The following is a 23840-nucleotide window of genomic DNA, read 5'->3' as shown; positions in this document are numbered from 1 at the left end:
GCCGCCTCACAGACTCTCCGCTAGATACGGAGCCCAGCCATTTTTATAGATACACATCATGTTGCGACTCAACGAAGTAAAACTCCCCCTCGAACACGACAAAGCGGCCCTGCCCGCCGCCATCCTGGCGCGCCTGGGCATCGCCGCCGCCGATTTGCTCGGCTTTAGCGTCTTCAAACGCAGCTATGACGCGCGCAAGCGCAGCGCCGTGGTGTTGATTTACTCGCTGCATGTTGAAGTCAAGAATGAAGCGGCGGTCCTGGCCCGCCTGAGCCACGATATCCACTTGATGCCAGCACCCGACACCGACTACAACTTCGTCGCCGGTGGCGAACGGCCGGCCGGCCACAGCACTGAGCCGCGTCCCATCGTCATCGGCACAGGCCCATGCGGCCTGTTCGTGGCGCTGATCCTGGCGCAGATGGGCTTGCGTCCCATCATTCTCGAACGGGGCAAGCAGGTGCGCGAACGCACCGTCGACACCTTCGGTTTCTGGCGCAAGCGCGAACTGAACCCGGAATCGAACGTGCAATTCGGCGAAGGCGGCGCCGGCACTTTCTCGGACGGCAAGCTGTACAGCCAGATCAAGGATCCCAAGCATTACGGCCGCAAGGTGCTGACGGAATTCGTCAAGGCTGGCGCTCCCGAAGAAATCATGTATGTGAGCAAGCCGCACATCGGCACCTTCCGCCTGGTCAAGATGGTGGAAGAAATGCGCGCCAATATCGAGCAGCTGGGTGGCGAATACCGCTTCAGCAGCAAAGTCGTCGATATCGACATCGCACCCGGTGCCGACGGCGGCCAGGTGCGCGGCGTGGTGCTGGCCAATGGCGAAACCATCGCCAGCAACCACGTGGTGCTGGCGATCGGCCACAGCGCGCGCGATACCTTTGAAATGTTGCACAAGCGGGGCGTGTACATCGAGGCAAAGCCATTCTCGATCGGTTTCCGCGTGGAACACCCTCAATCGTTGATCGACAACTGCCGCTTCGGCCCCAGCGCCGGGCATCCGATTCTCGGCGCGGCCGACTACAAGCTCGTGCATCACGCCAGCAATGGCCGTTCCGTCTACAGTTTCTGCATGTGCCCGGGCGGCACGGTGGTGGCGGCGGCCTCGGAACCGGGCCGTTTGGTGACGAACGGCATGAGCCAGTACTCACGCAATGAACGCAACGCCAACAGCGCCATCGTGGTCGGCATCACGCCGGCCGACTACCCGGGCGACCCGCTGGCCGGCATTGCGCTGCAGCGCGACCTGGAAGAACGTGCGTTCGCCCTGGGCGGCAGCAACTACGATGCACCTGGGCAATTGGTGGGCGACTTCGTCGCGGGCCGCGCCTCCACCGAGTTCGGCAGCGTGGTGCCGTCGTACAAGCCTGCCGTGCACCTGACGGACCTGGCGCCCTCCTTGCCCGAATATGCGATCACGGCCATGCGCGAAGCATTTCCTGCGTTTAACAAGCAGATCAAGGGCTACTACAAGGCCGACGCCGTGCTGACTGGCGTGGAAACGCGCACGTCGTCGCCGATCCGCATCAAGCGCCGCGACGACGACCTGCAAAGCCTGAACACGCGCGGCCTGTTCCCCGCCGGCGAAGGCGCCGGCTACGCGGGCGGCATCCTGTCGGCGGCCGTCGATGGCATCAAGGTGGCTGAAGCTGTGGCCCTGTCGATGGCGGCGCGCGGCAAGTAAGCCCCTATCTGTCGCCATGTACGAAAAAAAACGCCCGGGCATGCCCGGGCGTTTCAACTTTCAGCTTACAACTAGTTAGAACTTGTAGCTGCCGCGTACATAGACAGTACGGCCAATGGCATCGGCGTAGCGTGGATCATAGCCAGCCTGGAACGTCGTCGTTTGATAGCTCAGCGGTGGTGCGCGGTCAAACAGATTGCGCACACCAGCCGTCAAGGTCACGTTCTTGGTCGCAGCGACGCCGGCGAAAGCATCGAAGGTCGTGTACGACGCCACATTGAATTCCGGATCCTGGTCGATATAGCCGGACTTGTAATGGCCAGACATGCCACCGCTGAAAATGCCGCTGTTCCAGTTCAAGGTGACATTATGCTGCCAGCGGAAGACCGGACCGGTACCCGAATACACGCCGACGTTTTGCTTCCACTCACCGCCTTCTGAACTTTGGTACTCGTACTTGTTGACATACGTGCTGTTGGTCACCAAGGCAAGCGTACCGAAGTCATTCGTGCGCAAGCGGTAGTTCACGCTCAAGTCGATACCGCGGGTCTTCACGCCACCCAGGTTCTGGGTACGCAAGTCGACATAGCCGCAGGTGGCCGGATTCGGACATTGCGAGCCGTCCGTCGCCAGGTTGCCCGATGCCGTGCGATGAAATACCGCGGCATAAGTAGCAGGGTCGGCAAACACATCATCTTCGCTCAGGCTGCCGATCGAATGATCGAGCTTGATGGCCCACAGGTCGATCCCCACGCTCAGGTTATTGAGCGGTTCGATGACGATGCCAAAAGTGGCATTTTTCGACTTTTCAGGCTGAAGATTCTTGTTGCCGCCATACAAAGCCTGGAATTGCTGACTGCAGTTCGCCGCTTCCGGCTTGCCTGGCTGCGCAGCGCCACCCGGGCAGTTGATGGGATCATCATGCTGGCTGGTATTGGTGTAGGTCTGGGCCGAGTTGATTTCGTACAGCGACGGCGCGCGGAAGCCCGTCGAGTAGGAACCGCGCAGCAAGACTTCCTTGCTAGGCTGGAAGCGGAACGCCACCTTCGGATTGGTGGTGTTACCGAAGTCACTATAACGGTCATAGCGTACGGCGGCTGTCACATCCAGTGTCTTGATGATAGGCACGTTCAATTCGGCATACAGCGCCTGGGTATTGCGCGAACCTTCATTATGCAGCTCAGGGTCGATGCCGGTACTGGCAACAACCTTGCTGGCGTAATCGAAATTGGCCGTGCTGAGGAAATTTTCACGCGTCGCCTGGCCACCGATAGCCAGCGCGGCCGAACGTCCGGCGCCCAGCCAGTCGCTCAATTCACGGCTGGCATTGAAGTCCGCACCCTTGGTCGAACCCTTCGCGTTCTGTACGTTGCCATCGAGCGCGGCGCTCTGAATCAAAGCCATGCCGGCGGCATCCTGATCGCCAAAGGGATTGATGATGCCATTCAACACACCGTTGGTGATGATACTGCCGTCGCTATAGCCCTTCAGGTTGACCTTGACCTTGTTTTCGTTATACGTCAGTGCGGCGTTGTAATCCCAGCCGGCAATATTGCCGGTCAGGGCGGCCACCAGGCGCTGCTGCTTGTTGATGTTCTCGTCCGAACGCGAACCGTTCGGCAAGTCGCGCCATTTGACATGCACGAAGCCCGGCTTGGCGCCGGCCGGCGCCGTGTCTTCCGTATAGGTCGAGCTGAGTGGAATATTCGGCGTGAAATTGCCGTTGCCTGGGAAGAATGGATTGAGCGAGCCGTCGAGGCGGGTACGGTTCTGATACAGGCCACCGTATGGGACGGGGGCAATGTGGCTGTAAACCTTGCTTTCGCTGCCCAGATATTCCAGGCTCAGTTCATGATTCGCGTTGATTTTCAGCGTACCCTTGATCAGGCCCGTCGTACGCTCGCTTTTCGGCACGTAATCGACGAAGCTCGACGTCGTCATCTGGCAGCCGCTGCCCAGCGGTATCAGGAAAGTGCCGCTGGCACAACTTGGTGCAGACGGATTACCGCTCTTGCCGTCCTGGTAGTAATTGGCCGGGCTGGTGGTTGGCGACAGGCCGCCGGGAAAGCGCGTGTTGTAAGGGCGCTGAGTGCCCGTGATGGCGCGCTGCGACTGGTGGTCGAGCATGGCGAAGATGTTGAAGCCGTCCTTTTCCAGATCGCCATAGCCGAAGCCGATATTGGCGCTGTTGGAGAAGCCGCCAGATTGCTCCGGCATATCGGCACCTACGCTGACGATACCGCCCTGGAAATCCTTGCGCGTAATGAAGTTGATCACACCACCCACCGCATCGCTGCCGTATAGGGACGATGCGCCATCGCGCAATACCTCGACGCGCTCGAGCGCGGCGAACGGAATCATGTTCAAGTCGGGAGCGGAGCTGTCGAGCGCATTGTTGGCCAGGCGGCGGCCATTCAGCAAGACCAGGGTCTTGTTGGCGCCGATACCGCGCAAGTCAGCGAACGACGCACCACCGGTACCCAGGCCGACGACCTGGCTGGTACCTTGCGATGCCTGCGAGGCGCTCAGGTTCGACATGACTTGCTCGATAGTGGTAATGCCCTGTTTCCTCAAATCATCCATTTTCAGAATGGTAATCGGGACGGATGTTTCACCATCGATACGTTTAATTGCCGAGCCAGTAATTTCAACGCGCTGGATTGGCGCATCGGCTTGCTGCGCCATGGCTGGCTGGGCCAGCATGGCAAGGCCTGCCATGACCGCACCACCGGTGAACATCAAACGTACAGAACGAGATATGACTGTTTCCATCATCATTGCAAACTCCCTTTGATAGTTTTTTATTGCATGATCATCATGTAAATTCGGCACCATCGAACGTCGAGATGGCGCTCCGTGAATTGCGGCTATCAGCCCATTTAAATTCTTATTGTTATAAAAACTGCATTCTGGCCACTGGAAAATGGCTATCTGAACTTAATGGAGAATGCATAGCCGCCATCCCACTACTCGGTAAAAAATCCAGTCGCCATTGGCTAACTGAACCTTAATGATTCATCAAAACACGCGGGATTGGAAAGTGTCAACGATGTACTGGATCAACGTTACCAAAAACAACAATTACAATTCAGTAATACAGTTTTGCACAATGATGGTGTAGCTTATGCACCAAAAAATTGGCGCTGTTGCGCTATATCAGTGCGGAATTTTCACCGCAGGCGTCACGCCAGCGGCAGCCTGATATGAATGTGGCAGCCGGGCGTGCCATCGACGGCGCTGACCTGGCCACCCAGTTGCTGCACGATGGTATACACAATATGCATGCCCAGGCCGGAGCCGCCCTGGCCACGTTTGGTGGTGAAAAACGGTTCGAACATGTGTTCGCGCACGGCGGGCGCCAGGCCGATGCCGTCGTCGGAAAATTCCAGCAGCAGCCATGGCACTGCGGCAGCGCCAGCGCCAGCATCCACAGCCCCGGCATTCGCCTCGATGCGTGCGCGGATGGTGATGCGCCCCGGGCCACCGTGCGGATAGCCGTGGCGGGCGCTGTTCATCAACAGGTTCGAGAGGATTTGCGACAGCTTGCCGGCCGCCAGGCGCACATGGCAATCGGGCGCAATGTCGAGTTCCACGCCCAGCGCGGCCTTGCGCAGTTCCGGACTGTGCGCCGATACCAGGCCGTGCACATAGTCATGCAGCGCCAGGTCGGCCACGTATTCGCTGACCTGGTCCACCGCCAACTGCTTGAAATTGCCGATCAGGTCGGCGGCGCGCGCCAGGTTGCGTTCGATCAAGGCGGCCGCGTCTTTCAGCACTGCGGCAATATCGATCAGCTCGGCACGGCTGACCTTGGCGCCGCCCAGCAACTGCACCAGCTGGTCGGCATAACTGCCCATGCTCGACGCTGCCGTCAGCGCCACGCCGATCGGCGTATTGACTTCATGCGAGACACCCGCCACCAGTGAACCCAGGGCCGCCATCTGCTCTTGCTCGATCAGGTTGGCCTGCACCATCAACAGCGACTCGGTGCGCTGGCGCACGATTTCTTCCAGCTGCAAGGTGCGCTCCTGGTGCTGCAGCTCGGCCGCGCTGCGGGCCGAAAAGATCGACAGCAGCAGCAAGGCCAGCAAGCGCTTGTTTTCATCGATGGGACGCGTGTCGATGGCCGACAGGATGCCCAGCGTCTTGCCATCCGTATCGATCAGCGGCATGCCGACATAGCTCTCCGCGTGCATGTCGACCAGCAATGTATCGTGTGGGAAACGGCGCTGGATATCGCTGCCATGAAAGCACATGCTCTGGCAGGTGACATTTTGGCAAGGCGTGTGCTGCAGGCTGTATTCCACATTCGGCCGATAGCCGTCGCCGCCCCACAGGGCCAGCGTGCGAATGCCCTCGCTGCCGTCGTCCATGCGGATCAGCCGGCCGGCGATCACATACTGCACGTCGAGTGCTATGGCCAGGTCCTTGACGAGGATGCGCAGGAAATCGTCGCCACGGGCGCGCGCCGTCGAGGTGGTAATCGAGCGCAGGGCCGCTTCCGCCAAGGTGCGCCGCTGCTCGGGATCGAACAGGGGTTCTTGCGAATTCACATCAAACAAGGGGATACTCATGAATGCTCCTGCGCAGCACTGGAAGCGCAAGCAAACCTGCCGGCGCGGCAACCTTTCGCCATGGCCCGAACGAACGGACTTGCCGCGATTGTACCCCTGACTATTGCTTAATAATACAGATTTTCAGGAAATTTTACAGCCAGCCAGAACGTTTGAACAAGTAATACATATAACCGCAGACGCAACTCATCAGTCCCACGGCAACGGGATAGCCGTATTGCCAGTCCAGTTCCGGCATGAACTTGAAGTTCATGCCCCACACGCCGGCAAACGCCGTGAAGACGGCGAAGATTGCCGCCCAGGCCGCCAACTGCTTGTTCACTTCGCTCTCATCGATGGCCACCATCGACAGGTTGACCTGGATGGCGGTGCTGATCGTATCGCGGATGGTATCGAGCGTGCCATTGATGCGGGCCAGGTGATCGTGGACATCGCGGAAATACTCCTGGGTATCGTGGCACAGCGGCGGCACCCGGCCGCCATGCAGCTTGCCCACCGCTTCCATCAGGGGCGCCACCACATGGCGCAAGACCATGACCTTGCGCTTGAGCTGGTACAGGCGTTCGATGTTGTCGCGCTCGGTGCCGCGGTCGAAGATGCGGTCCTCGATCAGTTCCAGCTCCGATTCCAGCGCGTCGAGAACGGGGAAATAACGGTCGACGACGGCGTCCATCAATGCATACAGCACGAAGGCCGAGCCCTGGCGCAGCAGATGCGGTTCGCGCTCGGCGCGCGCGCGCACGCCCAGGAAGCCTTGCGAGCTGTTGCTGCGCGAAGAGAGCACGTAATTGGCGCCGACAAAGATATCGACTTCGCCCAGTACCAGTTCGTTCTCGACCATTTCCACGGTTTTCACCACGGCAAACAGGGAGTCGCCATATTCTTCGATCTTCGGTCGCTGGTGTCCCCGCTGTGCATCCTCGACAGCCAGCTCGTGCAGGCTAAACTCGTGCTGCATTTGCTTGAGCTCGGCAGGCGTGGCGTCGAGCAAGGCCACCCAGACGAAGCAATCGGGACGCTCGACGTAATCGCTGATATCCTCGACCGGCAAGTCGGCCAGTTTTTTACCATCCTGGTAGGCCACGCAATTAATCAACATACAGTTCCACAATGAAAGTTAAGACCGGACGAAACAGTCCGGCAAGCGCCAGCTTACCTGATCGGTCGCCTACATTGTGCATTGTGGCGTGCAACAGACGCCAGCGAGGGAAATGGACGGAGAGGCCCCCGTCCGGGCTCCCCGTCCGGCAGTGCATCAATCGTCCTTGGCGCCGTCGATGCCCAGTTCGGAAATCTTGCGGGTGATGGTGTTGCGGCCGATGCCCAGGCGCACGGCCGCGTCATTCTTGCGTCCATGCGTATGCTTGAGCGCCGTCTTGATCAGGGCCGATTCGAATTGCCGCCCCAGCACGGCCATGACTTCCTGCTGCCCCGCACCCAGCATGCCGGCCGCCTGCAGTTCCAGCAAGCCGATCCAGCCCGGCGGCGCGCCATTGACGGGCGCAGCCGCCTCGAACACCTGGCCGCCATGCGCATGGGCTACGGCCACCGGCGCCGCTACATCGGGCACGGCCATGGCCCCGCCATCGCCCTGCCCTTGCGTCAATTCCAGCGGCAAATCCTTGATTTCCACCGTCTGGCCCGGCGCCATGACGGTGATCCAGTTGCACAGGTTTTCCAGCTGGCGCACATTGCCCGGCAAATCGAGGCTGCTGAGAAACTGCATGGTCGGCTCGCTCATGCGTTTCGCTTCCACGCCCAGCTGGCGCGCGCTTTGCACCAGGAAGTGGCGCACCAGAATGGGGATATCCTCGCGCCGCTCCCGTAAACTGGGCAGGCGCAAGCGGATCACGTTCAAGCGGTGATACAAGTCTTCACGGAACAGGCCGTCGCGCACGCGCTGTTCCAGGTTCTGGTGCGTGGCGGTAATGACGCGCACGTTCGCCTTGATGGGCTGGTGTCCGCCGACCCGGTAAAAATGGCCGTCGGACAACACGCGCAGCAAGCGCGTCTGCAGGTCGAACGGCATGTCGCCGATCTCATCGAGGAACAGGGTGCCGTTCTCGGCTTGCTCGAAGCGGCCCCGGCGCGTCGTTTGCGCGCCCGTAAAGGCACCGCGTTCGTGGCCGAACAATTCTGATTCGAGCAAATCCTTGGGAATGGCCGCCGTATTCAAGGCGATGAAAGGCTGCGCCGCGCGCGGACTGTGCTTGTGCAGCGCGCGCGCCACCAGTTCCTTGCCGGAACCGGATTCGCCTGTGATCAGCACCGTCACGTTCGATTGCGACAGGCGGCCGATGGCGCGGAAGACTTCCTGCATGGCCGGCGCCTGGCCGAGAATTTCCGGCGTTTCGGACGGGCCCGACTCGACGCTGGTCTCGCGCAGGCTCTCTTCGAGCGCACGGCGGATCAGCTCGACGGCCTTGTCGATATCGAAGGGCTTGGCCAGGTATTCAAAGGCGCCGCCCTGGAAGGCCGCGACGGCCGAATCGAGGTCGGAAAAGGCCGTGATGATGATGACAGGCAAGCCGGGAAAGCGTGACTTAACCGTCTGCAACAATTCCAGGCCGGACGCGCCCGGCATGCGGATGTCCGACACGAGTACTTGCGGTGTGTCAAACTCCAGCGCAGCGATGGCGTCGCGCGCATTGGCAAAACTCTTGGTGGCGAGATTTTCCCGCGCCAGGGCTTTTTCCAGCACCCAGCGGATTGATTCGTCGTCGTCAACTATCCAGATTGGCTTCATTTGTGTGTGCGTCCCGCAATGGATTTCATGGGTGGGATACTCCCTCGCTTATGGCAAGGGTAAAACGATCCTGAAATCGGTGTATCCAGGCCGGCTTTCGCACTCGATCACGCCCAGGTGCTGTTGCACGAAGGTTTGCGCCAAGGTCAGCCCCAAACCACTGCCGCCTTCCCTGCCCGACACCAGCGGGTAGAAAATTCGGTCGCGGATCTGCGGTGCGATGCCCGGTCCATTGTCAATGATATGCAAGTCTAATGCCAGGTTGTAACGCACCTTGGCCAGAGTCACCTGGCGCGCCACGCGCGTCTTGAAAATCAGCTCGGCGTCGCCCGCCTCGATGCGCTCGGCCAGGGCTTGCGCCGCGTTGTGCGCGATATTCAGGACGGTCTGTATCAATTGCTCCTTGTCGCCGCGAAACTCAGGAATCGAGGCGTCGTAATCGCGCGAAATGGTCAGTCCGCTGGGAAACTCGGCCAGGATCAGGCTGCGCACGCGTTCGCACACTTCGTGGATATTCACGTCGCCGACGATGTGCGGCCGGCGGTGCGGCGCCAGCAGGCGGTCGACCAGCGTTTGCAGGCGGTCCGCTTCCTTGATGATGACTTGCGTGTATTCGCGCAGCTCGCTCAGGTGCAGCGCCGGCAATTCCAGCTCCAGCAGCTGCGCCGCGCCACGGATGCCGCCCAGCGGATTCTTGATTTCATGCGCCAGGTTGCGGATCAGCTCCTTGTTGACCTGGCTCTGGTCGAGTATGCGTTCCTCGCGGTCGAGCTTTAATTGCTGCACGTTTTCGCGCAGCTCGATCAGCACGCTGTCGGGCGGCGCGTCTAGGGCGCTGATGATGCTATGCACGCGCAGCGGATCGCGCCCCGGCCGTTCCAGGCTCAGGTCCTGGCGCAAGTCTGAAAATTTATGTTCAAGCGCCTGCGCGCAGATGCCGGCCAATTCCTCGGGATTGAGGAACAAGGCCGTCAGCTTTTGCCGCGACAAGGCTTTCAACGAGCTTTCCAGCAGGTTTTCCGCCGCCGCGTTGGCATAGCTGATGCGCCCGTCACCGTCGAGCAAGATCACGGCCGAGGCCAGCAAATCAAGGCCGGCCAGGTGGGCGGGACGGCTGGAATGGTTATCTGGGGTCATATGATTACCGAATATTCGCGATTTCGCGTTTCAGGGCCTCGACGTTCTGCTGCGTCCGGCTAATATTGTCTTTCAACTGCACCACGCGTTCCTGGTACTTGGCGTAGTTGCGTTCGTTGCCCTGGCGTTCAGGCTGGCCTGCATTCAATTCCAGGCGCTGCGCCGCCAGCTTCAGCTCTTCGCTGCGTAATTCATCCTGCAAAATCTGGCGCCGGTCCAGGTCGCGCGCGCGCTGCTCGGCGCCATCGACCCGGGGAAACGCGCCTGCGGCAGGCGCCGCCGTGGCCGCCTGCATGGCGGGACGCAAGGGCGCACCGGCCAGCGGCGCCGTCTTGCGCGGTGGTTCCGTCATGGCGCCGGGCAAGTCGAGCAGCTGGCAATGGCTGCCGGCGCGCTTGTCCGTGTACGTCTTGTGTCCCTGTGCATCGGCGCAGACATACAGCTGCCCGTGCGCCTGCGCTGCCGCGCCCAGCAATCCTGCCATCAGCGCCATTCTGTAATGCTTGGTCAATCTCAACTCCTGCCGGCTCTTGCCGCAACGATCCTGCGCCGACTATACAACAGCGCACTGGCGCCGCATTGGCGTACAGCATAAAAAAACGCGGGCAAGACCATCGCCTCACCCGCGTTTTTTATTTACTACCGGCAAGTTGCCGGCATGGCGCCATTACAGCGAGTAGTACATGTCGAACTCGGCAGGATGCGTGGTCATGCGCATGCGCTGTACGTCCTGCATTTTCAGTTCCAGGTAGGCATCGATCATCGAATCGCTGAACACGCCGCCACGGGTCAGGAACTCGCGGTCCTTGTCCAGCGCGTCGAGTGCTTCTTCCAGCGAAGCGCACACGGTAGGGATCAGTGCATCTTCCTCTGGAGGCAGATGGTACAGATCTTTCGAGGCAGCTTCGCCCGGATGGATCTTGTTGGCAACGCCGTCCAGGCCAGCCATCAGCAGTGCAGCAAAGCACAGGTACGGGTTGGCCAGTGGATCCGGGAAACGCGCTTCCACGCGGCGGCCTTTTGGATTGGCAACGTGCGGAATACGGATCGAGGCGGAACGGTTTTTCGCCGAGTACGCCAGTTTCACTGGCGCTTCGTAGCCTGGTACCAGACGCTTGTACGAGTTGGTGCCCGGGTTGGTGATCGCGTTCAGTGCCTTGGCGTGCTTGATGATGCCGCCGATGTAGTACAGGGCGAAATCGGACAAACCGGCATAGCCGTCGCCAGCGAACAGGTTTTTGCCATCTTTCCATACGGATTGATGCACGTGCATGCCCGAACCGTTGTCGCCAACGATAGGTTTTGGCATGAAGGTAGCGGTCTTGCCATAGCTGTGCGCCACGTTCCACACCACGTATTTCAGGTTTTGCGTCCAGTCGGCGCGCTCGACCAGGGTCGAGAAGCGGGTGCCGATTTCATTCTGGCCTGCGCCAGCGACTTCGTGATGATGTACCTCAACCGGGATGCCCAGCGATTCCAGAATCAGGCACATTTCCGAACGCATGTCCTGGAAGCTGTCCACTGGTGGCACTGGGAAGTAGCCGCCCTTGACGGTAGGACGATGGCCGCTGTTGCCGCCTTCGATGTCCTTGCCGGTCGACCATGCACCTTCGTCCGAACCGATCTTGACGAAGCAGCCCGACATGTCGATCTTCCAGCGCACGCTGTCGAAGATGAAGAATTCTGGCTCTGGGCCGAAGTAGGCGGTGTCGCCCATGCCCGACGATTTCAGGTAGGCTTCTGCGCGTTTCGCGATCGAGCGCGGGTCGCGGTCGTAGCCCTTGCCGTCCGACGGTTCGATCACGTCGCACTGCATGAACAGGGTCGTTTCTTCCATGAACGGGTCGATATTGGCCGTGTTTGGATCCGGCAGCAAAATCATGTCGGAGGCTTCAATACCTTTCCAACCAGCGATCGAGGAGCCATCAAAGGCATGGCCCGATTCAAATTTGTCCATGTCGAAGTGCGACACGGGAACCGTCACGTGCTGCTCTTTACCACGGGTATCGGCAAAGCGGAAATCAACGAATTTGACTTCGTTCTCTTCTACCATCTTCAAGACTTCTGCGGCTGTCATTGCCATGCGTATCTCCTAAATGAATGTGGGGTGAGCCGACCTTAGTGCGTCTGGGCTGATGAAGCGAAGCAAACATTGCGTGCCACCAAAACTCATAGGGATCATAGCAGATTCCATGCCAGCTTTAGAAGGCTCCCAGTGGCAAGGGGAAAAGCCTGTCCATCCCAGTGAAAGTTTTCGTGCCCGCGATTTGCGCGCACGGTTTGCACCCAATCAAGAATGCACTATACAAGTGCAAAAAACAAATAACGCACTATTATCGTGCATTTAAGGGAAATTTCCAGAAAATGCCTTGTTATGGTGCATGCATAATCTGCCCTGCATTCGCGCTTGCAGGACGCCAGCAGCGCACTATAATCGTCCACACCTTTCCACTTTCCGCGAGGACGCCATGAGCACCGCCACCGATATCCTGAACACCGCCCGCAGCCGCGCCAATGAGGGAACGCCATATGCCGGCGCCGTGACGCCACAGGAAGCGTATGCACTGCTGCAGCTTGATGGCGCAGTCAAGCTGATCGACGTACGCACCAATGCCGAGCGCGACTGGGTCGGCCGGGCCGACCTCGCCGATACCCAGCATGGTGCGGTGCAGTGGGCCACTTATCCGGGCGGCGCGCCCAATCCTGATTTCATGCAGCAGCTGGACAGCCTGGCAAGCAAGGACCAGGTGCTGCTGTTCCTGTGCCGCTCCGGCGTGCGTTCACGCCATGCGGCCAAGCTGGCCACCGAGCACGGCTACGCGCATTGCTTCGACATCCTCGAAGGCTTCGAAGGCGACAAGGATGCCGACGGCCACCGCAAGCAGGTAGGCGGCTGGTGCAAGGCGGGCTTGCCGTGGCTGGGCGCCTGAGGGGCCGCACCGCGCCACACGGCTAGCCTGGCCGCTCAGGCCTGCGCGCCCATCTGCGCCGCAGGGTGTTCGCCCATCAGGGTCAAGATGCGCTTGCGCACGAAATTGATGTGGCTGCGCAAGCCATACAGGCCGTCCGCAAACGACAGGGGGATCGAGATCTGGTTGACCATTTCCTCGATCTGGTCCAGGCGCTTCAATTGCTCCGCATACACTTGCGCGCGCTGCTCTTGCGGCACGTCTTCCAGCGCCTGCTCGACGGTGCGCAGCTGGCCGTACCAGCGGTACACGCGCGAACGGATGCGCCACACGTACAAGGGCGGCACCACGCGCGACAGCGGCAGGATCAGCGCGCCCAGCGCCACCACCAGCACCCACATGCGGTCAAAGAAATTGGCCAGCCAGAAACTCATGTAGCGCTGCAGCACGGGCGCGCCATCCTTGTAGAATTTCAGCGCTTCCGGCGCCACGGGAATTTCCGTGTAGCGCGCGGACGGAAACTGCCCCTGCTGCTGGAACCAGCCCGTGCCGCCGTGGATGCTGGCCGCAGCCTGCACGAACAGGTCGATCAGGGCCGGATGCAAGTCTTCGCGCGCCACCAGGGTGGCCGTCGGCGCGATCAGCTGATAATCCTGCGCCGGGATGTTGCGCCCCAGGTCGACGATACCGCGCGGCAAGACTACATGCGTGAGGAAAGGCAGGCGCCGCGTATAAGCCTCGGCTTGCGAAAAATCAAACAATTTGATGCCCGGCGTTTGCAGCAGCATCTGGATCAGCGGCGCTTCCGGCGCCGAGCTGAACACCAGGCCATCGATGCGCCCTTCCAGCAGTTCCACCGTGGCGGGCGTGTTTTGCAAATCGCTCACCGTCAGTTCATTCGCTTCCACGCCATTGACGGACAGCAACTGCCGGAACAGGCTGGGCACGCCCGTGCCTTCCGGCCCCAGGTTGATCTTCATGCCCTTCAATTGCGTCAATTCCGTCACCATCTTGTCTTCGCGCATGAAGAGCCAGACGGGTTCCGTAAACAAGCTGCCCAGGGAAATCAAGCCATGCCGTTCGGCGTCCGCGTGTTCGGTCGAGCCACTTTGCACGAAAGCAATATCGGTCGTACCCCCATTCAGGCGCTGCAGGTTTTCCTGCGAGCCCAGCGATGGCTGCAAGGCCACCTTGACGCCATGCTTGGCCAGCGTGGCCGCGTACTTCTTGCCGAATTCTTCGTAGGCGCTATTGTCCTGCCCCGTTGACAGCCGCACCTGGCGCGGCGGCGCCGGATCGACCAGCCAGTACGCCAGCGCACAAAAGGCGCCGACCAGCAGCAGGGTGGGGCCGGCCGTGGCGAGGAAATCGCGCACGGAAAAGCGGCTGAACGCGAGGATTTTGGACATGTGGTGGCGCATAGGTTTCATGGGTGGCTACGATGCCAAGAAAAGCCCAACTATGCAAGGCACTTTCGCCGGCGCGGCGTGGACAATTCGGCTACAGTGCAGCTTAAACCACCCGCCCCTGGAGCCATGCATGCTGAAAATTCTTGGAAAAGCCGCCTCGATCAATGTCCGCAAAGTCTTGTGGGCCTGCGATGAACTGGACTTGCCGTATGAACGCGAAGACTGGGGCAGCGGCTTTCGCGCCACGGACGACCCCGCCTTCCTGGCCTTGAACCCGAACGCCATGGTGCCCGTGCTGGTCGATGGCGACCTGGTACTGTGGGAATCGAACACGATTTGCCGCTACCTGTGCGCCCAGGCGGGGCGCGAGGACTTGCTGCCGAACAATCCACGCGCCCGCGCGGAAGTGGAAAAATGGATGGACTGGCAAATGGGCGACTTGAACAATAGCTGGCGCTACGCCTTCATGTCGCTGGTGCGCCACAGCCCCGCGCACCAGGATGCGGCGCAGCTGGCGGCCGGTATTGCTGGGTGGAACAAGATGATGGGCGTGCTGGAGCTGCAACTGCAGCGCACGGGCGCCTTCGTGTGCGGCGAAGCATTCACCGTGGCCGATATCGTGCTGGGCCTGTCCGTCAAGCGCTGGCTGATGGCGCCCTTGCCTGCCTTGTCGCGCCCCGAATATCGCGCCATTGCCAGCTACCATGCGCGCCTGGCGGACAAGACGGCCGTGTTTGCTGGCTAACAAGAAAAAACGCCGGCGTGCAAGCCGGCGTTTTGCTAAAACCGCAGATTAATTCGTGCACTGCCTGGCCACGCCATCGGCTGGCGCCGGCGGCTCGATCAGCGGCATCAGGCTGGGCGCCAGCGAGACCAGCAATTGCACCGGCAAGGCGCTGGTGAAATCGTAGTTCTTCGATTCCGGCCCCCGCACATACGCCGTCATGCTGCCATAGAAGCGTTCGCCAATATTGAACACGAAGGTGGCCGAGCGGTTCACATAGCGCGATTCGATCAGGCGGCCACCGGCACCATACACATCGAAGCGCTGGTCGCCCGTGCCCGTCTTGCCGCCCATCGGAATGGGCACGCCATCGGCGCCGACAAAGGCCGTCTTCGCCCGCTTGGCCGTGCCGTCCGACACCACTTCGCGAATCGCCTTGGCGACCGCCTTGGCCACGTCCGGCGACAGGACTTGTTCTGCCTCAACCTTGGCGCCCCGCTTGACCATGGTGTCGTACGGCGTATTGGCCGCAAAATGCATGGAATCGATGCGCACGCTGGGCTTGCGCACGCCATCGTTGATGATGATGCCCATCAACTCGGCCAGCGCGGCGGGCCGGTCGGCCGAAGCCCCCAGGGTGGTGGCATACGACGGCACCAGGGAATCGAACGGGTAACCCATCTTCTTCCACTGGCGGTGGATTTCCAGGAAACCTTCCACTTCCAGCAAGTTGGCGATGCGCCGGTCCTGCGCATGCTTGCGGTGCGTATTGAACAGCCATTTGTAGACTTCCTGGCGCTCCTTCTCGCTCGCTGCCACCATCTGCGACAGGGTGGAACCTTCGTGCTGGCGCAAATACGCCACCATCCACAGTTCCAGCGGATGCACATTGGCCAAATAGCCCCGGTCGGCCAGCGACCAGTTTTCCATCGCGTACTGCTGGTACATCTTGGCCACGCGCTCGGGCGGCACTTCGTTTTGCGACGTCAAGTTGGCGTTGAGGAAATCGCCGAATTCCGCAACAGTGCCCTTGGGATTGATGGTACGGAAAATGTTCGCCAGGCGCACGGGGGTCGGGCGGATACTCGCCAACAGAATCTTTTCCTGCTCGTCGACGCTCTTGCCACGGTACTTCTGATAGAAACGGTGCAGGAATTCGCGCCCTTCCTTGTCGGCAAAACGGCTCAGGTACTGCGCGCGGCGCGGATCATCGGCGTCCGCCAGCAAGGAGGCCGAGGAATCGGGACGCGAAAACATGTAGTAGCGGGCCACGTCGCGCATCAGGCGCACGAATACCAGGTTGGTCGACTGGCGCAGCGCCTGCTGCAGCGTCATGATGCGGCTGTCGTCGAGCTTGGAGAAGTTACCGAAATGATGCAAGCCGCCGCCCGTGAAGAAACCTTCGCCCGGATTGCCCGAATACTTGCGCTCCATGGCGGCGGCCAGCATGGCGGGCAGATTGCGCGCCTCGCCGAGTGGCAATGGTTTCAGATAGGCAATTGCCCATTGCGACAGCATGTCCTTCGGATCGACGGCAATCTTGCCCAGCTCGGCCGCGTTCATGCCGCTATAGCGCTGCTGCAACTGGTCGATGATGTCCAGGTAGGTCACCAGGGTGCGCAGCTTGGCCGTGGAACCGAGGTCCAGCTTGGCGCCTTCGTTGATGTCGAGCGGCTGGTCGTAATTATCCGTCTGCACGCGCAGCAAGTTGGCCTGCTCGCCCTTTTGCAGCAAGGTAAAGCTGTACACCACGTTGGCAGGGTCGCCATTGCCCAGCATGCCCTTGCCCGTCAGGCCGGCCGCTTTCGCCACGGCCGGATCGCGCAGCTCGCGCAAGACCTTGGTGACGGCATTTTGTGCCTGCGCATCGAGCGTGCTGACCACTTTCAGGTCCAGGCGGTCGAGGTTGTACAGGCGCGGATCGCCCAGCATGCTGGCCAGATGGTTGCGCACGGCATTCGAGGCCTTGCGCGTGACGAATGACGTCGAGGCTTCCGACTGCACGCCCGAGGCCGTCGACGGGCGCAGCGCTACGGCGATGGCGGCATCGCGCAGCTGCGGCGAGATCACGCCCGCCTGCGCCAGCAGGCGCAGATGGCTGTTCGTCAATTCTTCCAGGTCGGCGCCGCCCGCCACCAGGTAATGCGAGGGACGGCGCTGCGCGATCAGGAGGCTCAGCGCCTGCTTGTAAGCCAGCGCGCTGCCCGGCTGGTCCATATTGCCGTTCAGCAAAGTTTTCACTTCGGCGAATGGACGGCCATACCAGACCCACATGCCATCGCCGATGCCGTTGACTTCGCCAAAACCGCTTTTCGCCGACAGCGGCACGGTATTCAAGTAATTGACGACGGTCTTGCGCCGCGCTTCCATGGTGTTTTCGCCATCCTGGTAAGCGCGCAAGCTGGCCGACAGCATTTGCAGCAGCTTGTCCTGCATGGAACTGGTGCGGCCATCTTCCGAATGGCGGTATTTTTCAATTTGCGTGGCCAGGGTGCTGCCGCCGCCGCCGCGGTGGCCGCCAAACAGGTTCAACGCCTTGTCGAGGATGGCCTTGCTCAGGCGGTCCCATTCCACGGCCGGATTGCGCTCGGGCGTGGCCGGATCGAGCAATTCGCGGTTTTCGATGAACAGCAGGCTTTGCACCAGCGCTGGCGGCGCTGCGGCGAAACCGTCGAACATGCGTTCCGGATAGCTGGCGGCAAACAGGGGCGCAGCGCGGCAATCGAGGATCGTCAGGCCGGCGCGGCTTTTCTCGTGATAGGTGGCAAAGATGCCCCGGTCGACCAGTTGCACCATCTTCGGCGACATGCGCGCCTGCGCCGTGACGGCGTAGTCGCGTGCGTTGAGCTTGGTGATGAAGTCCGGCAGGCTGGCGTAACCCAGGCGCTCGTCATACGGGCCATGCTGCGGGTAGCGGATGGCGCTAGCCGGCGCCGGACCGGCTTCGACCTTGAACGTCAGTTGGCGGTCCAGGCGCGTAAAAAATTCCGCCTGCAGGGCCGAGGTGCGCACTTCGCGCATGACGAACCAGGCCACGCCGGCGATCAGCGCCAGCACGATGATGGCAAAGATGGGCCAGATGCGCGAACGGCGCTTCTTTGGCGGACTCACCGGCGGCGGCGCCGGCGGGACTGGATCTGCTTCGGGCCGCTCTTGCGCGGCCAAGTTGACGCCTGTGTCATTCATGGGATGCTGGGGTAAGGTTGGGTTTGGACAGCGCGGAAATGCGGTAGCGACACCACACGCTGGTGCGGCAATGGCTGCATTCGGCGCAAGGTGAGACCATGGCCAGGGGCAAGGCCAGCCGGGGCCGGTAACAACGAAGCTTGCTTAACATGATGTCCAGACCGGTGAATCAAAAATATGCTCTACTGCACAGGCAGGCGGCCCCGCGTTTTGCACGCCAGACCCCTGTTCACCATTCCACCACATCGGCATAAGAACGACGGACGAGCGCGCACAAAAATCTTGCTTCATTGAAGATTTTCGCAAAAAAACAACGTCTTGGACTGTCCGCTTGCAAACATGGGAGCGAAGCGGACCGGACGCCAGCATGAAAGCCGCTGGCGCCGGGCTGGCACCATATCAGATGGTGGTGTATTCGGCCTGCATGGCGTCGAGCTCGGCGCGCATCGCGGCAAAGGCAGCCGCCGCCTGCGCCGGTTCGCCCTTGACGCCCAGTTCGATATGCTGGCGCGTGTGCGCATCGCCCACGCTGGGCAGGCTGAAAACCTTAATCAGCGGAAACTCTGCCTCCAGGCGCACCATCAGCGGCGTCAGCAGGGACTCCGCCGTTTCATACACGAGCAAGGCATGTTCCGCATGCGGCACCTGGTTGAACAGGTGCGCATAATGCGTGTCGAGCACCCATTCGATCATGGGCCAGGACATGACGGGGAAACCGGGCACAAAGTAATGCTCGCGCACGGCAAAGCCGGCAATCTTGTTGTACGGATTCGGTATCAGCTCGGCGCCCTGCACGAATTGCGCCATGTTCAGGCGGTGCAGGTTTTCCGGCGAGTTCAAGTCCGCCGGCACACCGGCTTCTTCACCCATTTCTGTGATGCGCTGCTGGATATTTTGCTTGCCCTGCGGATGCAGCACCAGCGGCAACCCCAGCGCATCGGCCGCCGCCTGGCGCGTATGGTCGTCCGGCGTGGCGCCGATGCCGCCAAAGCTGAAGACGATATCGCCGCTGGCAAAGCTGCGTTTGAGCAAGGCCACCAGGCGCGCAGGCTCGTCGCCCACATATTGCGCCCAGCTCAGCTGCAAGCCGCGCTGCTTGAGCATTTGCACCACTTTGGGGAAATGCTGGTCCGTGCGCTTGCCCGACAGGATTTCGTCGCCGATGATGATCAATCCGATAGCCATAATACTTCCCCGTTCGATTCGTTGAATGTAGCTCAGGCGTCAGCCGGCGCCACGTCCGTCATGCCGCGCACACCGCGCAAACGCGCCAGCGCTTCCAGGCAGTAATACTGGAACCACAGGCCCGTAAAGATAAAGATCAGCACATACAGCCAGATGGCGAACGCCGCCAGGAAGGGGAAGAAGACGACCGACATCACGCCCCCCATCCACAGCAAGCCCGGCACGGCGCCGGCCGCGCCGGAGACCATGCCGATGGCCAGCAGGGGCCAGCGCTGTTCGCCCATGATGGCCTTGCGCTCTTCCACGCTGGCGTAGTCGGCCATCGCGTCATATGCCATGACCCGGTACGTCAGCCAGCCCCACAGCACGGCTTGCCCCGCCAGCGCAGCCGGCGGAAACGCGTACAGGGGCAACATGACCACCCAGGCCACGATAAACAGCAAAAAGGTGGCCAGCGAGGTGCCGACGCTGCCCAACAGGCTGCCGCCATGTTTCTTTTCCAGTTGCGCAAAGTGCCGCCCGCCGATGTGGCGGCCGATGGCCGGCATGGCAAACAGGCCCATGAAGATCAGCGCCGTCAGTATCATCAGCGGCAACAGCATGAACATGGCGATCAATGGCACGATGACGGCTTTCAGCACGCCCAGGCCGAAAGTGGCCAGCACCTGGCCGCTGGTGCGGAAAAAGTCGTATTGCGTGAAGATGGCATGCAGGCTGTCGATCAGCGGCTGCAGGCCGACATACAGCAAGCCGCCCCACAGGACAACGGACAACAAGAACGGCAGCACACTCAGCAATAGCATCTTGCCATGCAATTGCGACAGCAAGGCGCGGCCATACGCGTTCAACACATTACGCATCAACGGCGTCCTTTTCGTTTTATTCTTGCAAATTCCACCATGCGGCGCAGGCCCAGCCATTGCTGTTGCCAGAAGCCGCGTCCATAGTTGCGCCCCGGCCGGCCGACGCCCTGGCTGTCGATGCGGGCCAGCTGGTCGCGCACGCCCGTGCGGGCAAACTCCGTCGAAAAATTCGCGGTGCCCAGCAGCATATCCCAAATTGGCAGCACCACGCCGAAGTTGCAACCGCCCATGCTGCCCTTGCCTTTTGACTCATGCCCCACGCCGATGGCATGGTGCGTGCGGTGGAAACGGGGCGACACCAGCAGCCGCTCGCCGATGCGGCCGAAGTGTATTCTCACATTCGCATGCTGCAAGCTTTGCAAAATGCGCGAAATCGATACCAGCAGCACATATTGTCCGGGCGGCACGCCGATGCCCAGCGCCACCAGGGCCATGACCACATCGCGCAGGAAATCGTCGAGCAGGTGGTTGCGGTCGTCGCTCCACAAGTTCATGTTTTGCTGGCTGTGATGCAGGCTGTGCAAGCCCCACCACCAGCCAACATGGTGCGAAGCGCGGTGATAGCAATAGTCAACCAAGTCCAATATCACAAAGTAAATGATAAAACTCAGGAGCGCACTGATGCCGGGCAACAGCGACTCCAGGTTCAATGGATGAATATTATCGAAACGCAACGCGCCAGCCAGACCATCCATCAGCGGATCGAGCGTGAAGAAGATCAGCAGCGGGAACAGGCCGATGCGGTGCAGCACCGTATACAAAAAATCGTTCCAGCGGGCGCGCGGGTCGCTCATCTTTTGCGCGGGAAGCACGGCTTCGAGCGGACGCAGCACGAGGAACAGCAGCACCAGCTCGCACAGGCCGATCAGCAGCCACTCCGTGCCTTCGAACGCCTCTTCGGTGAATTCACCGAAGCCCAGGTGGTACACGAGAGGATTGACGAGCGTCTGGAACAGCCAGCCTTGCGCTTCGCCAAAGGTATCGACGATGGCGTCGATGACGGGGGTGATGGCGGCGTCCATCATGGCTGGCCCTTCTTGCCCGCGTAGGCAGGATGCTCGCGCAGGGTGGCAAAACAAAACCCCTTGTCTTGCAAGCCGACTATCAAGGCATCGAGGTTGGCGGGCGCCCAGGGATCCTTGCGCGACCAGATGCCCATGTGCGAAATGAAAATATCGCCGCTGCGCAAGTTCGCCAGGGCTTTCCTCAGCAGCATGGCATTCGGATACTTGTCGCTGGGCAGCTCATCGCCCGAGTAGCCGCCCGGCGCCCAGCCCGCATGCTCGTAGCCGCAGGCGCTGCCGGCGGCCAAGGTGCGCGGCGAGGTGTAGCCGCCCGGCGCGCGCCAGAACGGGTCGAGCTTGTGCCCGGTCAATTCCTCGAAGCGCGTGTCGACCCGGCGCAACTCTTCACAGAACTGCTTGTCCGTGAAGGAGGCCAGCTTGCCGCCATCCTTGCCAAACTGGGGTTTGACCTGGATCAAGCCGTTGGCCAGATCCTTTTTCCAGTACACGTGGTCAAACGTATGCGTGCCGAACGCATGGCCTTCGGTGACGCGGGCCTTCCAGTATGGCGCCCAGGATGGATCGAGCGAATAGTCGCCGCGCGTGGTCTTTTCGTTGGCCAGGAAAAACGTGGCCTTGATATGGCGCTTGTTGAGCACGTCGGCAATCAGTGCGGCTTGCGACTGGCTGCCCGTGTCAAACGTCATGTAGATGGTGCCCTTGCAGGCGGCAGGCACGGCCGGCGCGGCCGCGTGCGCAGGCAACAGCTGTGCAGCCGCGCACAGCAGCATGGCGGGCATGCCGCCACGGAGAGTCAGGCGGCGCATGGTCAAGTGGCCCTTCATCACATGCGCGGCGAGTGCGAGGCGAAATACACGCCATGGGGCGAGCGGCCCACGGGTATCATCTTGATCACCTTGCGCGTGCTCAGGTCGATCACGGCCACCTTCTTGATCCAGCGCAGGGTCACCCACATGGTCTTGCCATCGGGCGTGATTTCCATGCAGTCCGGGCCGCCTGGCACATTGATGGTGCCCACGTTTTCCAGGGTCGTCTGGTCGATGATGTTGATGGTATTCGAGACGCGGTTCGAGACAAACGTCATGCGGTTGTCGCCCAGCGCGCGGAAGTTATGCGTGCCCGCACCAGCCTTGATGCGCTTGACGGTTTTCTGCGTGCGCCAGTCGATCACTTCCACGTAATCGCTGCCCATGATGCCGACCAGCAAGTGCTTGCCATCGGGCGTCATGCTGATGCCGGCCGGCGCGGGGCCGACGGGCATGGTCCACTTCACCGTCTGCGTGGCCAGGTCGATGGCGCTGACCTGGTTGCTGCCCTGCTGGGTAATGAAGGCCATGCTGCTGTCGGCCGTAAACGCCATGTGGCTGGGCAATTTTGGCAGCGCGATACGCTTGGCCAGGGTCAGGTTCTTGCCATCGTAGCGGTACAGGTCGATGCGGTCCAGGCGCAGCGAATTGGAAATGAACCACTTCTGGTCGGGCGAGAAGCCGATCTGGTAGGGGTCGAGGATATTGCTGATGCGGCGCTGGATCTGGCCCGTCACAGGATCAAGAAAAATCAATTCATTGCCCACCGAGCTGGCGACGATCAGCGATTTGCCGTCCGGCGTCTCCATCAAATGATGGGGTTCCTTGCCGACGGCAAAGGTGAACACCGGCGCATAGGTTTTCTGGTCCAGCAGTTGCACAGTGGCATCACGGGAATTGAGCACCACCACCACTTCGGCTTGCGCCGTGGACATTGCGGAAACCAGGCACAGCGAGGAAACAAGAAGGCGGCGTAGACTGCGGAACATGGCGGAAATCACTGTTAAATACAAAACATGTATTTTACGTGGAAACACTGTATTTTCTGAACTAAATGCCTGTTAAATGAGACCAATGGCCACATTGGACGGTAATTTCCGGTTTTTCGTGCTGCCGGGCCCGGCATGGCGCTTTGCCTGGAATGGCGCTTTGGAACCCGTTGCTCTACAATCTGAAGCTTTCATCGCCTACACAAGGATTATCATGACCACCACTACCACCGCTTCTGGCCTGCAATACATCGACACGGTTGTTGGCGAAGGCGCTGAAGCGCAAGCCGGCAACAATGTTGTCGTGCATTACACGGGCTGGCTGCAAAACGACGACGGCAGCGCCGGTTCGAAATTTGACTCCAGCAAGGACCGCAACGATCCATTCGAATTCCCACTGGGCGCCGGTCGCGTCATCCAGGGTTGGGACGAAGGCGTGCAAGGCATGAAAGTGGGCGGCAAGCGCCAGCTGATCATCCCGGCAGCACTGGGCTATGGCTCACGCGGCGCCGGCGGTGCGATTCCACCGAACGCCACCCTGATCTTCGACGTCGAACTGCTGGGCGTATAAGAACCGACAAGGCAGCGTTCGAA

The 23840-nt window shown here is 60.7% G+C and carries 18 protein-coding genes; 4 read left to right on the top strand and 14 right to left on the bottom strand.

Annotated features, from left to right (window positions below):
- Positions 1 to 58 precede the first annotated feature (58 nt).
- A complete protein-coding gene (locus ACQ4W6_RS05405) occupies positions 59 to 1693 on the top strand; it encodes an NAD(P)/FAD-dependent oxidoreductase (protein WP_436566159.1) in 1635 nt (544 codons plus the stop codon).
- Positions 1694 to 1768: 75 nt separating this feature from the next.
- On the opposite strand, the gene ACQ4W6_RS05400 is transcribed toward ACQ4W6_RS05405, so the two are convergent.
- From ACQ4W6_RS05400 to glnA, 7 genes are all read right to left on the bottom strand, one after another.
- Positions 1769 to 4411, bottom strand: a complete 2643-nt coding sequence (locus ACQ4W6_RS05400) for a TonB-dependent receptor (RefSeq protein ID WP_436566158.1) — start codon at positions 4409 to 4411, stop codon at positions 1769 to 1771.
- Positions 4412 to 4875: 464 nt separating this feature from the next.
- On the bottom strand, positions 4876 to 6267 hold the full coding sequence (locus ACQ4W6_RS05395; RefSeq protein ID WP_436566157.1) for an ATP-binding protein: 1392 nt from the start codon (positions 6265 to 6267) through the stop codon (positions 4876 to 4878).
- Between the two features lie 133 nt (positions 6268 to 6400).
- Positions 6401 to 7366 carry a magnesium/cobalt transporter CorA gene (corA, locus tag ACQ4W6_RS05390; protein WP_436566156.1) on the bottom strand — a complete coding sequence of 322 codons (966 nt, stop codon included), beginning with the start codon at positions 7364 to 7366 and terminating at the stop codon, positions 6401 to 6403.
- A gap of 156 nt (positions 7367 to 7522) precedes the next feature.
- Positions 7523 to 9013: a nitrogen regulation protein NR(I) gene (ntrC, locus tag ACQ4W6_RS05385; protein WP_436566155.1), complete on the bottom strand. Its 1491-nt coding sequence runs from the start codon at positions 9011 to 9013 to the stop codon at positions 7523 to 7525.
- Positions 9014 to 9061: 48 nt separating this feature from the next.
- Entirely contained in the window at positions 9062 to 10150 is a 1089-nt protein-coding gene (glnL, locus tag ACQ4W6_RS05380) for a nitrogen regulation protein NR(II) (RefSeq protein WP_436566154.1), read from the bottom strand.
- A gap of 4 nt (positions 10151 to 10154) precedes the next feature.
- The gene (locus ACQ4W6_RS05375; RefSeq protein WP_436566153.1) at positions 10155 to 10661 is read right to left on the bottom strand and encodes a DUF4124 domain-containing protein; all 507 of its coding nucleotides are present in this window, start codon (positions 10659 to 10661) and stop codon (positions 10155 to 10157) included.
- Between the two features lie 156 nt (positions 10662 to 10817).
- Positions 10818 to 12233: a type I glutamate--ammonia ligase gene (gene glnA / locus ACQ4W6_RS05370; RefSeq protein ID WP_436566152.1), complete on the bottom strand. Its 1416-nt coding sequence runs from the start codon at positions 12231 to 12233 to the stop codon at positions 10818 to 10820.
- Positions 12234 to 12618: 385 nt separating this feature from the next.
- Between glnA and ACQ4W6_RS05365 the strand changes: the two genes are divergently transcribed.
- Positions 12619 to 13080: a rhodanese-like domain-containing protein gene (locus ACQ4W6_RS05365; RefSeq protein ID WP_436566151.1), complete on the top strand. Its 462-nt coding sequence runs from the start codon at positions 12619 to 12621 to the stop codon at positions 13078 to 13080.
- Positions 13081 to 13115: 35 nt separating this feature from the next.
- Here the strand turns inward: ACQ4W6_RS05365 and ACQ4W6_RS05360 are convergent, their stop codons facing one another.
- Positions 13116 to 14468, bottom strand: coding sequence for a TAXI family TRAP transporter solute-binding subunit (locus ACQ4W6_RS05360; RefSeq protein ID WP_436566150.1), 1353 nt, complete (start codon positions 14466 to 14468; stop codon positions 13116 to 13118).
- A 130-nt stretch (positions 14469 to 14598) separates the two neighbouring features.
- On the opposite strand from ACQ4W6_RS05360, the gene ACQ4W6_RS05355 reads away from it, so the two are divergent.
- Positions 14599 to 15213, top strand: a complete 615-nt coding sequence (locus tag ACQ4W6_RS05355; protein WP_436566149.1) for a glutathione S-transferase family protein — start codon at positions 14599 to 14601, stop codon at positions 15211 to 15213.
- Positions 15214 to 15261: 48 nt separating this feature from the next.
- Here ACQ4W6_RS05355 and ACQ4W6_RS05350 read toward each other — a convergent pair whose 3' ends face one another.
- The 6 genes from ACQ4W6_RS05350 to ACQ4W6_RS05325 all read right to left on the bottom strand — a co-directional run bounded on the left by ACQ4W6_RS05350 (position 15262) and on the right by ACQ4W6_RS05325 (position 23246).
- A complete protein-coding gene (locus ACQ4W6_RS05350) occupies positions 15262 to 18378 on the bottom strand; it encodes a transglycosylase domain-containing protein (RefSeq protein WP_436566148.1) in 3117 nt (1038 codons plus the stop codon).
- A gap of 399 nt (positions 18379 to 18777) precedes the next feature.
- Positions 18778 to 19563 carry a competence/damage-inducible protein A gene (locus ACQ4W6_RS05345; protein WP_436566147.1) on the bottom strand — a complete coding sequence of 262 codons (786 nt, stop codon included), beginning with the start codon at positions 19561 to 19563 and terminating at the stop codon, positions 18778 to 18780.
- A 32-nt stretch (positions 19564 to 19595) separates the two neighbouring features.
- Positions 19596 to 20423 carry an EI24 domain-containing protein gene (locus ACQ4W6_RS05340; protein ID WP_436566146.1) on the bottom strand — a complete coding sequence of 276 codons (828 nt, stop codon included), beginning with the start codon at positions 20421 to 20423 and terminating at the stop codon, positions 19596 to 19598.
- Positions 20423 to 21451 (bottom strand): sterol desaturase family protein, encoded by a 1029-nt coding sequence (locus ACQ4W6_RS05335; RefSeq protein ID WP_436566145.1) that lies wholly within the window; start codon positions 21449 to 21451, stop codon positions 20423 to 20425. The genes ACQ4W6_RS05340 and ACQ4W6_RS05335 overlap by 1 nt, the downstream gene beginning before the upstream one ends.
- A complete protein-coding gene (locus tag ACQ4W6_RS05330) occupies positions 21448 to 22257 on the bottom strand; it encodes a polysaccharide deacetylase family protein (RefSeq protein ID WP_436566311.1) in 810 nt (269 codons plus the stop codon). The genes ACQ4W6_RS05335 and ACQ4W6_RS05330 overlap by 4 nt, the downstream gene beginning before the upstream one ends.
- A 17-nt stretch (positions 22258 to 22274) precedes the next feature.
- Entirely contained in the window at positions 22275 to 23246 is a 972-nt protein-coding gene (locus tag ACQ4W6_RS05325; protein WP_436566144.1) for a YVTN family beta-propeller repeat protein, read from the bottom strand.
- Between the two features lie 214 nt (positions 23247 to 23460).
- Here ACQ4W6_RS05325 and ACQ4W6_RS05320 point away from each other — a divergent pair, with 214 nt between their 5' ends.
- The gene (locus tag ACQ4W6_RS05320) at positions 23461 to 23817 is read left to right on the top strand and encodes an FKBP-type peptidyl-prolyl cis-trans isomerase (protein WP_436566143.1); all 357 of its coding nucleotides are present in this window, start codon (positions 23461 to 23463) and stop codon (positions 23815 to 23817) included.
- Positions 23818 to 23840: the final 23 nt, after the last annotated feature.

The sequence above is a fragment of the Janthinobacterium woesei genome, from assembly GCF_051380875.1.
In the GTDB taxonomy this organism is placed as follows: Bacteria; Pseudomonadota; Gammaproteobacteria; order Burkholderiales; family Burkholderiaceae_D; genus Janthinobacterium.
This window is presented reverse-complemented; position numbering and strand designations above follow the sequence as displayed.